The organism is Paraflavitalea pollutisoli, from assembly GCF_029360705.1.
GTDB lineage: Bacteria > Bacteroidota > Bacteroidia > Chitinophagales > Chitinophagaceae > Paraflavitalea > Paraflavitalea pollutisoli.
The window spans coordinates 987824-1005081 of record NZ_JARKMX010000008.1 but is presented as its reverse complement, the minus strand read 5'-3'; the positions used below and the strand labels follow the sequence as shown (position 1 = coordinate 1005081).

The 17258-nt window shown below is 48.2% G+C and carries 7 protein-coding genes; 4 read left to right on the top strand and 3 right to left on the bottom strand.

Translation table 11 applies throughout. The features are described 5' to 3' along the window. Positions 1 to 17 precede the first annotated feature (17 nt). Together P2W70_RS17955 and P2W70_RS17950 are read left to right on the top strand one after the other, a co-directional pair. A complete protein-coding gene (locus P2W70_RS17955; protein ID WP_276482885.1) occupies positions 18 to 10649 on the top strand; it encodes an RHS repeat-associated core domain-containing protein in 10632 nt (3543 codons plus the stop codon). A 5-nt stretch (positions 10650 to 10654) separates the two neighbouring features. Next, positions 10655 to 10972, top strand: a complete 318-nt coding sequence (locus P2W70_RS17950) for a YrhB domain-containing protein (protein WP_276482884.1) — start codon at positions 10655 to 10657, stop codon at positions 10970 to 10972. 591 nt (positions 10973 to 11563) lie between these two features. On the opposite strand, the gene P2W70_RS17945 is transcribed toward P2W70_RS17950, so the two are convergent. The 3 genes from P2W70_RS17945 to P2W70_RS17935 are packed head-to-tail and all read right to left on the bottom strand — an operon-like array spanning position 11564 to position 13184. Further along, positions 11564 to 12595 (bottom strand): integrase catalytic domain-containing protein, encoded by a 1032-nt coding sequence (locus tag P2W70_RS17945; RefSeq protein ID WP_276482883.1) that lies wholly within the window; start codon positions 12593 to 12595, stop codon positions 11564 to 11566. A 50-nt stretch (positions 12596 to 12645) separates the two neighbouring features. Then, entirely contained in the window at positions 12646 to 12834 is a 189-nt protein-coding gene (locus P2W70_RS17940; RefSeq protein WP_276482882.1) for a hypothetical protein, read from the bottom strand. Next, positions 12831 to 13184, bottom strand: coding sequence for a hypothetical protein (locus P2W70_RS17935; protein ID WP_276482881.1), 354 nt, complete (start codon positions 13182 to 13184; stop codon positions 12831 to 12833). Before P2W70_RS17935 ends, P2W70_RS17940 begins: the two co-directional genes overlap by 4 nt. Before the next feature lie 311 nt (positions 13185 to 13495). On the opposite strand from P2W70_RS17935, the gene P2W70_RS17930 reads away from it, so the two are divergent. Beyond that, the gene (locus tag P2W70_RS17930) at positions 13496 to 16756 is read left to right on the top strand and encodes an RHS repeat domain-containing protein (RefSeq protein WP_276482880.1); all 3261 of its coding nucleotides are present in this window, start codon (positions 13496 to 13498) and stop codon (positions 16754 to 16756) included. A 23-nt stretch (positions 16757 to 16779) separates the two neighbouring features. Next, on the top strand, positions 16780 to 17220 hold the full coding sequence (locus tag P2W70_RS17925; protein WP_276482879.1) for an SUKH-3 domain-containing protein: 441 nt from the start codon (positions 16780 to 16782) through the stop codon (positions 17218 to 17220). Positions 17221 to 17258: the final 38 nt, after the last annotated feature.

Genomic DNA, 17258 nt, shown 5'->3' with positions numbered 1-17258 from the left:
TATTTGATCATACGATTATGAGAAAGTTTTTGCTTTTATCCTACTTCACCCTTATTGCCTTCTTGTTGTTGGGCCGTACTACCGCCTGGGCCCAGACCGATCCACCCCTGATACAGGTGATGAACGGTTCATTATTCAAGGTGGGTGACTCCATCGTGGTACAGGACGATAAGTTCTTCGATGCGGTGAACAGAAAATCCTACAATACGACCAGCATCATGACGCTGGAGCACAATACGGCCTTACCCGTCTACCAGTCGGATACGTTTGCTGTTACAATTACTGTAGACCTGCGGTACACGCGTTTTAACAACACCATAGCTACCGGGGTGAAGACATTCCGGGTCAGCTTTACCCCAACGGGCGTGTATATGGATAAGTCGACCACCATTTTTGAGGGGGCCTATCGCGCTGTTGCCAAAATAACGTCTATAAGCGGAAAAGCAGTTGCGCTCAAGGCGCTGCGCCTGGTAAACCAATTGCAAAGCTATCCGGTCTATGGATTACAATACAACAGTATTACCGGTCAGTTGCATGATTCGGCCTGGGCGGCAAATACCGATCGCGATGACCTGCCCGTATGGTGGGCGCCTGTGAAAGGGGCTGATGAGTACGATCTCGAGTGGACTTACCTGGATTCTACGGCACTTGCTTCCGGTCTTTACCGCGGCAGCAACGGAAAGCTGAACACCGACCTGATCTTTAACCACAATGCCAGCCGCGTGTCGATCACCGGTACCAGCTATAGAATTCCCTTACTGTACGACAGCAAAGGAGCCCTGTTTTACCGTGTCCGGGCCGTGAAAGCGCCGGTAGGCGCGAGCAGGCTCGAAGCAGCCTGGAAAAGCGACACGCTGGCCGGTCAGGGCCAGTTCGCTTTCAATGGCCATGAGCGCCAGTTGAACTGGCAGGCTACCACCAGCTTTGCCGAAGATGGCAAACGCAAGAGTGTGGTACAATACTATGATGGTAGCTTACGTGGCCGCCAAACGGTCACCAAAGACAATACGACCAACCGTACGATTGTTGCCGAAAGTTTTTACGATTACCAGGGAAGGCCGGTGATCCAGGCCTTGCCTGCACCCACTACGAAAAGTATCATCGGGTACACGCCCAACTTCAATAGGGGCGTTGGCCGATCAGAATACAGCAAAAACCTCTTTGATAGCCTGGCCAACCCGGCCTTGTATTGCGCCCTGCGCGCAGCACCAATGGACTCCGTATCCGGGGCCTCTCAATATTATTCTTCCCTGAGTCCTTTCCGTGATTCAGGTATCCATAAATACGTACCCAATGCGGGCGGTTTCCCCTTTACGGAAGTGGAATTTACACCTGATAATACCGGGCGTGTTACCCGGCAGAGTGGGGTAGGCGAAGCCTACCGCCTCGGCAGTGGCCATGAAACAAGATATTATTACGCAACCCCCGATCAGCGGGAATTGGATGCCCTGTTTGGTACAGAAGTAGGCGATGCGTCGCACTATTTCAAGAACATGGTGCGCGATGCGAATGGGCAATACAGCATCAGTTATGTGGATATGCGTGGGCGTACCATCGCCACTTCACTGGCGGGCAATCCCAGTCCGGACGGGAAGTTACAAAACCTGGCATCGAACCAGTCTGCCACCCGCCGTGAAAACCTCAGCGATCCCAATGCGACGGTGATCCGTGACCTGGTGATGGAGAACAAGCGGTCGTTGGCAGTGACCAACCGTGGTTTGCGTGCTTTTTCCTACAACCTGAGCCCGCAGTCCCTGAAGCTGGAAGGCTGCAAAGTGGATTCCGTTTGTTACGACTGTTTGTACGATCTGCAGATCACCATTACCGGTGATTGCGATTACAAGTTCGATACGGTGGTGCGCAACTTCTCCCTGAACAATATCGATACCATTTCCAACAATGGGGTGGGCTTCTCGTTCAACTTCAACCTTTTCCTGGAAGAAGGGAGCTACGATATCACCAAGAGCCTGTCGGTGAGCCGTATGGGAATGGATTATTATCGTGACAGTGTATTCATGATCACCAACCAGTGCCGTACGCTCGACTCTTTTATCGTGGAGCAAAGGGCCATACAGCAGGCTGTGGCCAATTGTAAACCGAGCTGCGATGCCTGTCGTGCCAGTCTGAAACCCTGGCCCGCCTTCTGGGCACAGTTCCGCACGAAGAACAACATTCAGGATGTAGACACGGCGGTATACAAAGGTATGGCCCAACAGGCCTATGCCGAAGCGCTCGCTGCCTGCGACGAGATCTGCGATACGCAATCTTCGGCGGTAACCATGCGTCAATCTTTGTTGATCGATATGACGCCTTCCTCGGGTCAGTATGCCAATATCGATGCTACTACCGATCGGCTGTCGGTTTTCTTCAGCCGCATAGAATCGGCCGAAGACAACCGGATCAAGGATACGTTTGCCATCTACACCAAGGTGACCGACTACAAGGATGGTGATGGTAAGCCCGCGTTGGTGTTTGATGAGTCGGTGGGTAAGATGGTGCCGCCACAGCAGTTGACCCCGGAGGTGTTTGCGCAGCGTTTTCAGTCCAGCTGGGCCAATGCGTTGTTGCCTTATCACCCGGAATTCTGCAAGCTCAATAAATGGGAGCTGCTGACCTTCAGCCATGAGTGGGACAAGAAATTTGAAGCGGTAGACACGTATGCGGATGCGCTGGCTGCTGGCTATTTGAACCCCACCTTTGAGACCGGAACTTATGCCACACGTTTTGGCTCTAATGGCGCCCTACGGGATTCGCTGTTGGTGAAGTACCCTTATTTCGCGCCTTTGAGTGATTCTGTCAAGAATTTCCGGAAGGTCCAGGTGACGAAACAATCGCCCATTATTGTGTTGGACCTGTGGAGCACAGCTTCCTTCACGGTGATGTGCCCCGGAATAAATACATCCAATGCTTGCCTCGACTTATACAAAACGACAGCCAATGCATTCAATCCAGCGTTGATGTGTGAAGCAGAACGTGATATGGCCTGGAGAGTGTACCGCCAACTGTACCTCGAACTGAAACGGGGCATGGTCAACAGGTGGCTGAAGGCACAGTGTCCCGATGGTCCCAGTTCTTTATCTGCTGCCAAGATCATGGCTACTGGCCACCAACCGCATTTTACGGATGCCCAGGAATTGTTGTCACTGCCCGATATGCCTGACATGCCTAAGCAGCCCAACAGCAAGGCGGAAGCAGAAGCGCTGCAAAACAAGTATTATACTGACAATTGCCAGGCTTATGCGGCACAGTGGCTGGCCGACTTGAAGACTTGTGCGCGTTATGACACAGGTAGTATCAGGACAGTGATCATACCTGCACTGGTAGCGATTTGTAAGGAAGGTTCCGATCTGGGTCATCCATTTGGGTCCAGCTCGGTAAAGCCGTCCAGCACGCACCAGTTCCGCAGTTTTGAGCAATACCTGAAGTATTACAATTCCATCAATAATATACCGGATACGCTGTACAATTGCAATGCCTATGCAATCCAGGCGCCACGGCCCTATGATCAGCAAGCGGTGAACGGCAACAAGCCGGTGTATTCGAAACCCGATACCTGCGAGTGTTCGAATATCTCGCGGATGTATCAGAAGTTCAAGCCTAAGAAAGCCCTGTTTGGCACCTTCTCCAATTACCTGAAGCAATTGTACCAGACGGAGATTGCCGATTCTACCCTGAATACGCTGTTGAGTCTTTGCGGAGAAAATGGTTTTGGAAACATGGAATGCGACTACCTGTCCCAGGGCATCAACCTGCCGCCGGTGTTCCAGTGCTTTACCAATGATGTATGCGTGGATTGTGAGCGTTTTGCAGAGATTGATGCAGCGTTCAGGCAACAATACCCTGGGGTGTCGCCAGTATTGGCAAACCCAGGTAATGATTCCGTTCAGTTGCGTAAGAACAGGATATACGAGCAGTACCTCAACTATCGTCTCGGTTTCACAAGAACGACCAGGGAATACCTGCTCTTCAAGTCGCAGTGTACCGGTCAGTTGGCATCGGCTGCTTGTGATAGTTTGCAGAATATCCTATCCGACTATAAAACACAGCGCCAAGGTACCCATGGCATACAGACCTCATTTGATGCATCAGGAATCCGTAATTATACCAGCCTGCCGGATATTGTACAAAACGGCGTACTCATGTTGCCAGACTCGGTACGTGCCATTCCGTCTGGATGGTTCAATAATGTGACTGTAGCAGTGAGAGGAGGACGGAGGCTATGCACATCGGATGGCTACAGTATTGAGGTGCGTATGCGATTTATGGAGGATAACAAAGGGGGAGATCTATTCTACCTGGGATATGGTTTCAATACAACTTTTGGTCGATATCCCGAAGGTTTGTGTCTCACTGAAGTACAACATCCTTCTGGAGAGAAGGAAACATTGAGCCCTCGGGTGTATGTGGCGCCAAACGTTTCTGACTGGTTTACGATCAAGATCAAAATGACGTTGACGAGGTATTATGTATATGCCAACGGCGTATTGGTAAAAGAATTTGCGAGACCAGTTACGACGCCGTTCCCTATCATGGCCAATATGACTTTAGGCTTGTTTGGCAGATTAGGAAACGTTGACTGGGTCAAGATCTATAATGCCAATGATCAGCTGAAGTACTTCGAAGATTACAATGATCCGGCAAATCCCGCTATGCCTGATGCTGATTTCGTTTGTCCGCAAACCGAACTCAATTGCGCGGCTGAGTTTCTGGCCTATTTCAACTATCGGATGAACAAGTCCTATTCAGGGGCACAAATGGATTCCGTATACTTGGCACAGTGCGGGAAATTGCCTATGCCGTGTGAAACATCAGACGGTTTGACAAGGACCTTGGATAATTTTAAGCTAGCAGAGAAAGGTTTATACTATGTTATACACCGCTACGAGGTAGGTGGTGTAACAACACCCTTTACAAACCTGCCGGCAATGGTTAAGAATGGAACCATTGTGCTCCCTGATTCTATCAGACAACAACCGGCTTCTGGTTTTAGCGGTCCTAATATGCAATTCATTGGCGGTGGCTTTTGTGTGGATGGAGGTTATAGTGCGGAGGCACGGTTCCGCTCCTTGGGAGATCCGACGGTATTTTATCTGCAGCTGGGTCGTTTGGCTGCTACTTTCTACCGGCAGAATGCTGCGGGAGTAAATGGACCTGCAGGGGTCCACTTGATTGCGTTCCAGGATGACCAACTTAGAAATTATGGCAGCGACCATGGTAGTGTAGGATTTCATGATATCCTGGCCAGCACGCAAACGGACCTTACTCAATGGATGACGATACGAGCTGAATTGAGGCCCAATAAGTACATGCTGTACTTTAATGGAGTGTTGATTCTTGAGTTGCCGCGGGAAAGCAACCTGCCGATTCTGCCCTTTGGAGCTCTCGGATTAGGGATGCATGGACGCGATGCTACGGTCGATTACTGGAAGGTGACCAGCGCAGCGGGTAAAGTCTTGTATTTGGAAGACTTCCTGGATCCCAATAATATGGTATTGCCTCCAAGGGAACAGATGTGTCCGGCTCCGTCAGCCAACTGCCAAACCAGGTTTACACAATTCTATAACCAACAACGCGGTACCAGCTACACGTTTGCCCAGATCGAAGCCATCTTCCTGGCTGCTGGCGTAACCCTTGATGCGTGTAGTGATCCGGCGCCGTCGCCTGAAAAACTGAAAACCATCGTCAGTGAGTATGCCAAAAATTTCTATGGTGCCGACAAAACATCGGTTGATCTTTGGATGCGCACGATAGCGGGTGATAAAACGCCGCAAGATGGACCTAAAGGCGTGTTCGATATTAATGAAAACCTGATCGGTAATACGGTAGATGGTACCAGGGAGCAGGTTAATGCTTCATTTGTACAGGTATGGAACAGTAGTGCGGTGAACCAGGCGGTGGGTACCTTGTCTGCACTTCCGAATGGACAATTCAGGTTGCAACTGAAGCCTGGGCAGAAGACGCCATGCAACGGCATCATCGGTATGCGGTATTTCCAGTTTGATGTGCCCACAGACAGTTTACTGTCTATGCGCATTGGTTCGGGTTCTTATGTCGATTTTGGTGATGGAGAGCGGACAGCTGTGAAAGGGCAGGTCACCGCTAAAACATACACGGACCGATTTATCGGTCCAGGCACCTATGAAAAGCAATTTGTTGACCGGTTTACGGGATGGTATACTTATACAGTAAATCACTATTATTCCGTGTCTGGTACCAAAACAATAACCGTTTACCATAGCGATATTCGTACCGGTCGTGTTGACTTTAACTGCGGTACTGATTGCAGTCATAACGTAGGATTAAAGAATATACGTGGGTATTTCCCATCGCACGTTTTTAGTTACGGGTTTACCGCCACGCAGGATTCGACGTTCAACAGTGCGTCGGCTATCAAGAATTTCGGGGACATCAACTCGATTGAACACCTGCGGTTTGGCAGCAGCGGTTACCAGTCCTTTCGCAACAATAAGCTGCCGAACATGACAGGGAATCGCAATATTCGGTCTTTGTGGTTGGATAACGATGCAACCATACCTGTTTCTCAGATCAGGCCGATCAGCGAATACCTGCCGAATTTGCCAGTGAACTTCCCGAATATCAATCATATCCGGATTGCGCCATTTGATACGGCTTTTGCGAAGAATATGGACTTCAGGTTGCCGAGACTAAGGGCATTATACCTCCAGGTTACCCCCACCATGACCCCTGCATTACTGGACAAGATCATCATCGATCTGGCCAGTGCCACTACAGTGGACAGCGGGGCAATTAATATCTGGAATCTGTCGGTCAATAGAACGTCTGCGAGCGACGCCGCTATCAATACCCTGATCGCCAGGAAATGGAATATCGCATTCAATAGTACGGTGGTTAACCAAGGTTCATTAACCAACTATACCAACATTTCGCCTCAGTCGGATTCAATCAAATATGCGAACGAATTCACCGATTTCTTCAATGCCAAATTAGGTACGAGCCTGACATTGCTGGAGATCAATGCGCTCTATCGCAACGCGCTGGGTTATGAGCCCGACTATTGTGGTGGCAGCAATACGCCGATCACCTTGTGCGGACGTGCGCAGCCGTTGTTCCCCGTGGTGTTTACTGATGAGATCGACAATTGCTTCGACTCACTGAGCTTCATCATGAATACTGCCACGAACCTGCACATGCGGTATGTGGATTCCCTGAAAGGTACATTTGACCAGCTCTATGCGGCGAAATGTATGCAGGCCTATAAGTATGAACGCTTCACCGTATCGCATACTGTGAGCGAGTACCATTATACCTTGTATTATTATGACCAGGCCGGTAACCTGGTGAAAACGATCGCTCCTGCGGGTGTCAAGCCCAATTATGATTCGGTATGGCTGGATCAGGTGGCAACGGCAAGAAGGCTTGGACAGGCAAAAACGCCTGTGCATGAAATGCCCACCCAATACCGCTACAATACACTGAACCAGGTATTGGCGCAGAAAAGCCCTGATGGTGGGCGCACGGATTTCTGGTATGACAGACTGGGCAGGCTGGCGCTGAGCCGAAATGCAAAGCAGCGCGTCATGAGCAGTGCCGGCAATCGCTACTTTAGTTATACGAAATACGATTTCCTGGGTAGGATCTCGGAAGTTGGACAGGTCAAGGATACCACCGTGAGCGTAGTGGACGATACCTTAACCCGTAACAGCCTTGCGTTCAATAACTGGCATACTAAACTGTTGAATCATCGTGAGCAGGTAACCACTACGGTCTATGATGAGGCATTTGATTTCTTTGGTGTAGCTCCGGATAATACCGTCGCACAACAAAATCTGCGTAACCGGGTTAGTTATGTGAGCTATGCAGATGTGCCAGGGATGGTCCTGAATATCTTTGACCATGCCAGCATTTACAGTTACGATATCCATGGAAATGTAGACACGCTACTCCAGGACTATGGACGGCCCGACATGCGGCCCAACCTGATGAACAAGAATGGCAACCGGTGGAAGAAGATCGTGTATGAATATGACCTGATCAGTGGTAAGGTCAACCAGGTGAAATACCAGCCGAAGTTTGTAGACCAATGGACGCACCGCTATTTCTACGATGCGGAGAACAGGCTGACGGAGGTACAGACAAGTGCGGACGGGTTTACCTGGGATAAGGAAGCGAAATACGAGTACTACCTGCATGGCCCATTGGCCAGAACGACCATCGGCCAGGAGCAGGTACAGGGTATTGACTATGCCTACACACTCCAAGGGTGGCTCAAAGGCGTGAACAGTGCCAGTTACCTGCATGATATGGGAGGCGACTCGAAGGCTGGCACGGCGAACGAGCGGGTAGCCAGGGATGCCATGAGCTTCTCGCTCAATTATTTTGATGGTGAATACAAGCCGATTGCGCCCGGTGTAACACCGTTCCCGAGCTATCGTGGTGCAGGCACGCCTATGCCTGACAGCTCCTACCGTCCATTGTTCAATGGAAATATTAGCAGTGCATTGTACAATATCCGGAAGTTTGAATTGAACAATCAGGTGCCATTCTTCTATAATTACCGGTATGATCAGCTGAACCGGTATGTGGGTCAGGACAAGTACGCAAACTTTGACGTTGCTACAAATAGCTATGGTGCGTGGGGTTATGGTGCCAGCTTCCGGGAAAGAGTGAGTTATGATGCCAATGGCAATATTCAGCGTTATCTGCGCCACAGCCTCAGTGATCTTGATTATTGGGCGATGGATAGCCTCACTTACAAGCATTATGCGGGTACAAATCAGCTGCAACGGGTAAGAGACAATGTGCCAAAAGAGCGGTTTGGCAGCCAGTCTTATGATAAGGTGTATGATATCGATGATCAGGACAGTGTATTCAATTACAAGTATGATTCTATCGGTAACCTGATCGAAGACAAGTCGGAGAAGATCACAAGCATCAAATGGAATGTATATGGTAAGATTACGGAGATCAAGCGAAATCCATCAATTACCGATCAGAACACGACTTTCTGGACCAAATACCGGTACGATGCACAGGGCAACCGGATTGCGAAAATGTATTTGTGGTATGATAAGGAGGATAGGTCTTACATTAATCTACCGCCGGGTTATCAGCTGAATTTTACCTGGTATGTGCGGGATGCACAGGGGAATCTCTTGACCACCTATAGTACTTCTTCCAGAGATACCACTACAAAAGATAGTCTCTCCAGGCTTCTTTTAATGCAGGATGATATACAGCTCTATGGCAGCAGTCGACTGGGTATGATCAGGCCGGATAACAGGAATATCGACGATACTACATCCAGTTCCAAGGGGCCGGGGTTACTATTCCCCTATTATGGATCGACTTTTAATCGTGGTTATAGGCAGTACGAACTGGCCAACCACCTGGGTAATGTGCTGACCACGATCAGCGATCGAAGAATTCACGTATATTCGGGCGGCACATTGGACAATGATTCAAGCGCACCAAAAGTGGCCTATTATGAGGCTGAAAAGCTGGCTGCTTATGACTACTATCCTTTTGGGATGGTGGCCAGGATGAATGACGCTAGCGGTAAATACCGGTTTGGGTTTAATGGTAAGGAGAATGATAATGAGGTGAAAGGTGGCATCGGCAGTCAGCAGGATTATGGTATGCGGGTGTACGATGCGAGGTTGGGAAGGTTTTTGAGTGTAGATCCGCTGACGAGTTCATACCCAATGTTGACACCATATCAGTTTGCAAGTAATACACCAGTTTCCGCGGTTGATCTAGATGGTAACGAAAGTAGCATTGTAACGGTACGGTGGTATACGGACGAAGGTGGTACTGTGTTAAATACGATTACTTCAGATATATATGTGCGCCCTGAAGGCGTTTGGTCCTATCGAAAGAAAGAAACGCTTAAAGAGGAAGTTGCAAAGGATTTTATCGCCTTAATGAAGTTGCCTTCGAACGGATTCTGGCAATACATAGAATTTGCAAATGATCCCCAAAGTAACTATGCTGTATATCTGTATATAGACGAAACAGGTGTATCTAGAGACCTAGTCGTACCTCATGATAAAGTAATAGAATGGTTAAATTACTATGTAGATAAACATAAAGACGTTGCGTTGGTTTGGGAGGTTGCAGGTCATGTGGCAAGCGTAGCAGGTGCTGGCGCTCTTGTTAGGTCTGAGTTGAAAGCGTTGTCTACGGAGTTTGGGGCGGAAGCAAAAGCAATGGCTGCAGAGGCGGAAGTTTCTTCTGGCGCAGCAGGAGGCTCTAGTGTTGCGAATACCAAAGCTGTCAATGCAGATGGTAGTAATTTTACTTTGAATAATATTAATAGAAACAAGTCTCCTTTAGACGTTAACTGTGTTAATTGTGTTATTGCCACTGATAATTACTTGAAGGGACGCCCAGCCTCTGCATTAAAAACAGAAAGGCCGAAGTTGCTGTCGGTAATTGAAAAAGAATATGGAAAAAAGTTTGTTTATAACTTATCTATTGACCAAGTAAAGGCATTGGTTAGTAAGCCGGGTCAAATGGGAATTGTATTTGGAAACAAAGGTGCCGGTAAAGTTGGCCATGTATTTAATGTTGTAAATCAGAAGGGTAAGATTAGTTTTGTGGATGGGCAAACTGGAACGCAGGCAAATTTAAATGGATACGTAAACTTCGGATTTATTCCGACAAACTGATAGTTATGGAATTTACAATAGCTTACGCGAAAAGGCTAGTTGAGACAAAAATAAAAGAATTTGATAGTGAAGAGTTTCATTGTGTTGTAGTTGACGATGCGACAATTGAAAAGAATGATTATTGGGTTTTCTTTTATAATAGTTCCAGATTTATCGAAACGGGAGACTTCTCAGATAGTTTAATGGGAAACGCTCCTTATATTGTTGATAAGTACGAAGGTGGTATTTATTCTACTGGTGCTGTATATGATACTGAGTATTATATGGATCAATTTGAAAAGATTGATTTGCCACAAATTAAGTCCAGGATAGCCACCAGTTGAGGTGTTGCAGTGTGGTTGTTGGAAGGTGAATAATTATAGTTAATTCCATATGCGGAATTTGAAGGAAGTCAGCGGCAAATTTTCGGGTCGAGGAACGCAAACACAATGTGGCAAAAGCTGCGCCGGCAACCTTTACAACGTATTGACTGGCGATCCAGATATATGGAACGCAGAAAAATAGGATTTCATCGATGATGGTCGGCAAGAAAGGAGTAGTCACTTCTTTTTTGTCGACCTTTTTTTATTTGTTTTAAGACAGATTTGGTTGGCTAAAAAGTGAAAACTCTACAACTACGTGTGCTTTTTATTTTTTTTGCGATTACGAGGGTTTTTAGAAGTTGTGACAGCAGATAGCTTTCTTGTTGGCTGCTATTCTGGCTATTCTGGACGTGTCTATTTGCAGCTGAAGCTGGTCGTGGTTATAGCGCTGGCCATTACGGACTTCTCGTGGGGTAAGACCATGCAGCACATTCATGGGTCTATTGTCGCGTTCTGGGATGGAATTAGTCAGGTGCCTTCTCAGTGCTTCATGATTGGCTAATGCGTGAAGGTACAGGTCGTGGTATTTGAGCTGCTTATTGACCGCCTCGCTCATCGATTGGAAAACTCAATATCGCATTGGGCAATCAGGTGCTCGATATAAGGCTGTCGGGGTTGGTTGACCAAGGTCTTTACGGGACCGTAGTTCTCTGCTCCACCGTCGCTGATCAGCTGACAAGAAGTAATGCCGGCTGGCTCCAGATGTTCCCGGATAACCCGCTTTAAATTCTCAAACACATACTTTGCCTGACATTCCAAAGCGACCTCCCAGGCGAGGATGGAGCGAGAATAATTATCTACTACCAGGTAAATATAGTTCTTGACATTGTCCAGCGTTCTGAATACGGTTACATCGATATGCAGAATCTGTAATGGCCGCTCGGCACGGATGCCGACGTGGTGATGCTTGCGCCGGTGGCGGGCCTGGGATCGCTGTATGTTTAGTAAGCGAACATACTTGTAGAAGGTGGGGAGTTTGAAGATGGCCGCTTGGTCGCGGATCATCTGATGGTAGACGGATGATAGCGGCCAGAATTGCCAGCGTTGATCCGTGCAATAGGCTTTGATGGCGGCGACCTCCTTATTGAGCAATTGAAGCGGATGCTTGATGCGGCAAAGCTTGGCGATCGATTGGCCGCGGCGGATGTTCTGCCGCTTCTTTCGGTAGTGGCCCACTGGCAATTGCAGGCATTTTAAAATGATCTTGACTGGTATTGTGGTGGCCACCTTTCCGATATTGTTCAATACTACTGCATTGGCCGAGCCAATCTTGCTTTTGATCCTGGTATGGTTAGCTTTCATGAACCGGCTGATGGCAATGACACGTAGTAGGGCGCGGTTGATCTTCAACAACTTTTTATTGTTGTACACTTGCTGCATAACGGTAAACGAAGACTGGTTTTGCAAGTACCAGTCGTAGCCGAACAGCAACGAAGAATTCTTTTGTTTCCAGTCATGCCGGGTAGAGGAGGGGATGCGTTCTAGTAACTCTGTAGGTAATATGCTCAGGTAAAAACCTAACAAGACAAAGGGGTGATAAGATTGCTTTTTCGCAACAGGACAGGGGAGGGTAGAAATGCGCACGATTCATCGGATTATTAGCAAAGATAACTGTGCGGGTTACAAAATAAGGGCTAGCTGCCCTTATTGTAGACATGGATAGCAACCGGCGGCAGGGTACTGAAGCAGCCATAATCCTGCAGGACGCGGCCGGCAAACTGCTGCAGGAAGGCTGCCTGCTGGGCATCGAATACGATGTACGCGCGGCACTGCTCGATGCCGACGAGGCAGGTAGTGGTGGAAGCAACGAGGTAAACTTTCATAGAAGTAATAGTTGTAGTGAAAAATGCGCAGCTAAAGCTGCAAGGCTGCTACATTGCGGCATGCGCGCCCAACCAAAAGGAACGCGGAATAAATGCGTGGAATAATGAAGCTGACTTATGCTGCCAGCGTCGGTGCAGGCGGCCCCGCTGCCAATAAATACCGCTGCTTTATGCCGAACCTTTTGGTGGCTGTGCAGCATGGCTTGCCGCAATACCTTTGCAGCGCAGTTTTTTGCTGCTATGGAGGCTGTGAATGTGTTGATGATGATACCGGTGACTTGGATGGAACGAGTGACATGCCAAATAGTTGACCCATAGGCGGCTACCCGGAAGAGTTCATACTTACACATCGAATAAATGTTGGTCTGGCATGTATAAGATGTGTATTACTCCAACGATCGATTGCCGCTAACAGCTTATGGTAGTTGTAAATTTGTAAAGCTCTTTGAAATAATGAAAGTTGAACAGCGAACCAGGCGATGCAGTGAGTGACACAACAGCGGCTGAATAGCGCAACAAAAGCCAAGTACATAATATCTTATTCACCGACCGTTACCTCGCCAAATATCTCAATGCGCGCTTCCGGGAGACTTTCACGGTAGAGCAGCGCATCAGCGAGTACCACTACACGCTGTATTACTACGACCAGGCGGGCAACCTGGTGAAGACGATACCACCAGCGGGGGTAGACCTCAGTAAGTTCAGCTGGGCGACCAATTACAGTGACTCGGTGCGCAAGGCGGTACGCAACAAGCAAATACTGACGCCTAAACACCAACTGCCAATCGATTACCGCTACAATACGCTGAACCAGGTGGTGATGCAAAAGAGCCCGGACGGCGGCACTTCGCGCTTCTGGTACGACCGGCTGGGCCGGTTGGCGGTATCGCAGAATGCGAAGCAACAAGCAGCCAGTGGCACGGAAGAAGGCAGGGAGTGCAGCTATACACAATACGATAGCCTGGGCCGTATTACCCAGGTAGGGCAAATGAAAAACACGGCGGCCAATGGGGCGATGACCAATGCCCTGAGCCGCGATACGGCGCAGCTGAAGGCCTGGTTGCTGGCGCTGATGAACCGCCGTGAGCAAGTGACGCGTACGGTGTATGACCAGCGTTATTTTACGTTTGCAGATACCTTGAACCTCCGCGACATCGTGTACCAGCGCAACCTGCGCAACCGGGTGAGTTATGTGAATTATGCGGAGTTGCCGGGAATGGCTGATGTATTCGACAATGCCACCTATTACAGTTATGATATTCTGGGCAATGTAGACACGCTGCTGCAAGACTATGGGCATTCGGCGAGCCGGCCCAATATGATGAACAAGAATAACAACCGCTACAAGAAGATCGTATACCAATACGACCTGGTGAGCGGTAAGGTGAATATGGTGCAGTACCAGCCCGGCTGGAGTGATATGTGGATACACCGGTACAGCTATGATGCGGAGAACCGCTTAACGCTGGTAGAGACCAGCAACGACAGCCTGGTGTGGGAGAAGGATGCGCGGTATGAATACTATCGGCATGGACCACTGGCCCGCACCGTGCTCGGCGACCAACTGGTACAGGGCGTTGATTACGCCTATACCCTGCAGGGTTGGCTGAAGGGGATGAACAGCAACAGCTACCTGCACGATATGGGTGGGGATAGCAAAAACGGTGGGGTGAACAAGTACGTAGCCAGGGATGCGCTGGGATACTCATTGAATTACTTCAATGGGGAGTATAAGCCCATCGGTGCCGGAGTGGCGCCCTTCCCAGGCTATCGGGGAGAAGCGGGAAACGCCATGCCCGATGCGGAATACCGCCCGCTGTACGACGGCAATATCAGCAGTGCGCTGTACAACATTCGCAAGTTTGAATTGAATAGCCATGTACCTGCCTTCTATAATTACCGCTATGACCAGCTGAACCGGTACAAGGGGCAGGATGGGTATTTTAATTACAACGCAAGTACCAATAGCTTTGGTAACTGGGGGAAGGTATGGACGTACAACGAACAGGTAAGTTATGACGCGAATGGGAACATTCAACGACTCGACCGGCACGACATTAACCCAACTCCCTGGACCGGACAGGGAATCATCGATAGCCTGGCCAATGAATACTACCCTGGTACCAACCAGCTACGTCGGGTAGTGGATAAGGTACCCAATTGGGCGTATGGTAACAACTCGTGGGAGGTGCCTGATATCGATAACCAGGACAGCCTGAACAACTATAAGTACGACGCGATCGGCAAACTGGTGAAGGATGAGTCGGAGAAAAACATGGCCATTAAGTGGAACGTGTATGGCAAGATCACGGAGATCAAGCGCAACGCGTCCATTACCGACAACAACACGACCTTCTGGCTCAAATACCAATACGACGCTGGCGGCAACCGGATCGGAAAAGTGCAGAAGTGGTACAATAAAGACAGCAGCCGTTATCAGCTGGATTATACCTGGTATGTTCGGGATGCACAGGGTAACCTGATCAGTACGTATGTAGCGGATACGCCAGATACGTCCGGCAATAAGCTTGATACCTTATTTGTACAATTTACCGACCAGCAGATATATGGCAGCAGCCGTTTGGGCAGTCTCAGTGTAAAAACCAATGTAGACGGCGGCCCGATCTACCGGTATGCGCACACCGATTATGGCGACCGGTACCTGCGCGGCTGGCGGCAGTACGAGCTGAGCAACCACCTGGGCAATGTGCTGACAACGATCAGCGATAAAAAAATTGGCGTATCTTCAGGCCCTGTAGGCTCTTTGATAGATTATTATGAACCGGACATGGTCAATGCCCAGGATTACTATCCGTTTGGCATGGTGAGCCGGTATAACGCAGGTAACAGCGACCAGCAGTATCGTTTTGGGTTCAATGGAAAGGAGAATGACAATGAGGTGAAAGGTGGTATTGGCAGTCAGCAGGATTATGGTATGCGGGTGTATGATCCGAGGTTGGGCAGATTTTTGAGTTTGGATCCGTTAAGTCCCGAGTTTCCATTTTATACTCCGTATCAGTTTGCGTCAAATATGCCAATTAAGGCAACGGATATTGATGGGTTGGAAAGTAGCGAAATAGTAAATGAATCGGAAAGATCGTCGTTGGGACAGAAAGGCTTTATTGACCTTTCCAAGTACACTTTAGCACCAATTGAGACTAAGGGAAAGGCAGGACTTGATAAAGTTGGCGCTGTTGTTCACAATTGGCTTACCTCTCCCCTAATCAATCTAGGAATTAATTCGCTGGACGCCATTTTAAATCCAGGATGGGCATTCCAAAATGCCGTTGATGGTATAGGGATAGGATTAATTAATCTAAAATTGTGGGATAGAAATAATCCTGATAAAGTTCAGGGGGTGCTTAATTTGTTTGGTGAGGCTGGTAATTATGCAGAAAAAAATTGGGATAATCCAGAGGTGCATCAACAAACAGCTTCTAGTATTTGGGGATTTTTTCTTCCCATAGCTTCCCAGAAATTCGTTGCTCCCTTTAAAGCTAAGGCGCCATCAGTACCGCTTGGCTTAACGGCAGATGAGTATGCAATGGATGCAGCCGTTAGGGAATCGATGAAGCCAAGCAAAAGTCAAATTGATCATACATTATCCGCAATGCTTGCTGGGGATTTCGCAACTGTTGGAAGAGTGGGAGGACCATATCCGAAAGACTTGCATCCAGACTTAAACCTTCCACCAATATCTTTGACTAATAAGCCTGCCATTAATTGCGCGGAACCCAAGGCGCTAAATACAGCACTTTACCTCGGGGCGAAACGAGGGCAAATCTCTTATGCGACCTACCGAATTACACCCTCACCACAATACGAACTAGTGTATCCATTCGGTGTATTAAAGTTCCGAGGTGGGGGGCAATTCGAAAAAAGGCGGCATGTGAAAATTGTCAAATTACTCTTCTGGGATTAATCGAATCTAGGTAAATTTGTATCATGAATGAATTGTTTTTCCCGATATTAGACGAAGCTGGTTGGTATGAGAATCGCAGTATGGATATTGAATACGAACTTGAAAGCCTAAGAAGGGAAGGGTTTACGGAGCCGAATGAAGCAATCAAATCCTTGCTAAAGGAGTTTGGCAATATTAGAATTGCATTTAAGCTGCCTTCTGGTGCAGTTAGTGACATCATATTAAATGTAGAATTAGCTATCGGATTCTATGATACTGATGCCAATAGGATTTATGAGCGGTGGGCTCAGGAGGTTTTGATACCTGTTGGAGTTTTACATTTTGAGACAAGTATTATATTGGTTTCATTAAACTTAAACTTTTACATGATAGTCGAACGTCAATTATATTTGGTTGCCAACTCTTTCGAAGGCTTTTTGGATGCAATAATTTGTGAAAGACAAATGTACAAGTTTGGTCATTGAAGTATTGATCGGAGAGTTGCTCGGTTTTGTTTCATGTT

Bases quoted from the DNA above. Each gene is read 5' to 3' on its own strand.
- P2W70_RS17955 (WP_276482885.1), top strand. From the start codon at position 18: ATGAGAAAGTTTTTGCTTTTATCCTACTTCACCCTTATTGCCTTCTTG.
- P2W70_RS17950 (WP_276482884.1), top strand. From the start codon at position 10,655: ATGGAATTTACAATAGCTTACGCGAAAAGGCTAGTTGAGACAAAAATA.
- P2W70_RS17940 (WP_276482882.1), bottom strand. From the start codon at position 12,834: ATGAAAGTTTACCTCGTTGCTTCCACCACTACCTGCCTCGTCGGCATC.
- P2W70_RS17935 (WP_276482881.1), bottom strand. From the start codon at position 13,184: ATGTGTAAGTATGAACTCTTCCGGGTAGCCGCCTATGGGTCAACTATT.
- P2W70_RS17925 (WP_276482879.1), top strand. From the start codon at position 16,780: ATGAATGAATTGTTTTTCCCGATATTAGACGAAGCTGGTTGGTATGAG.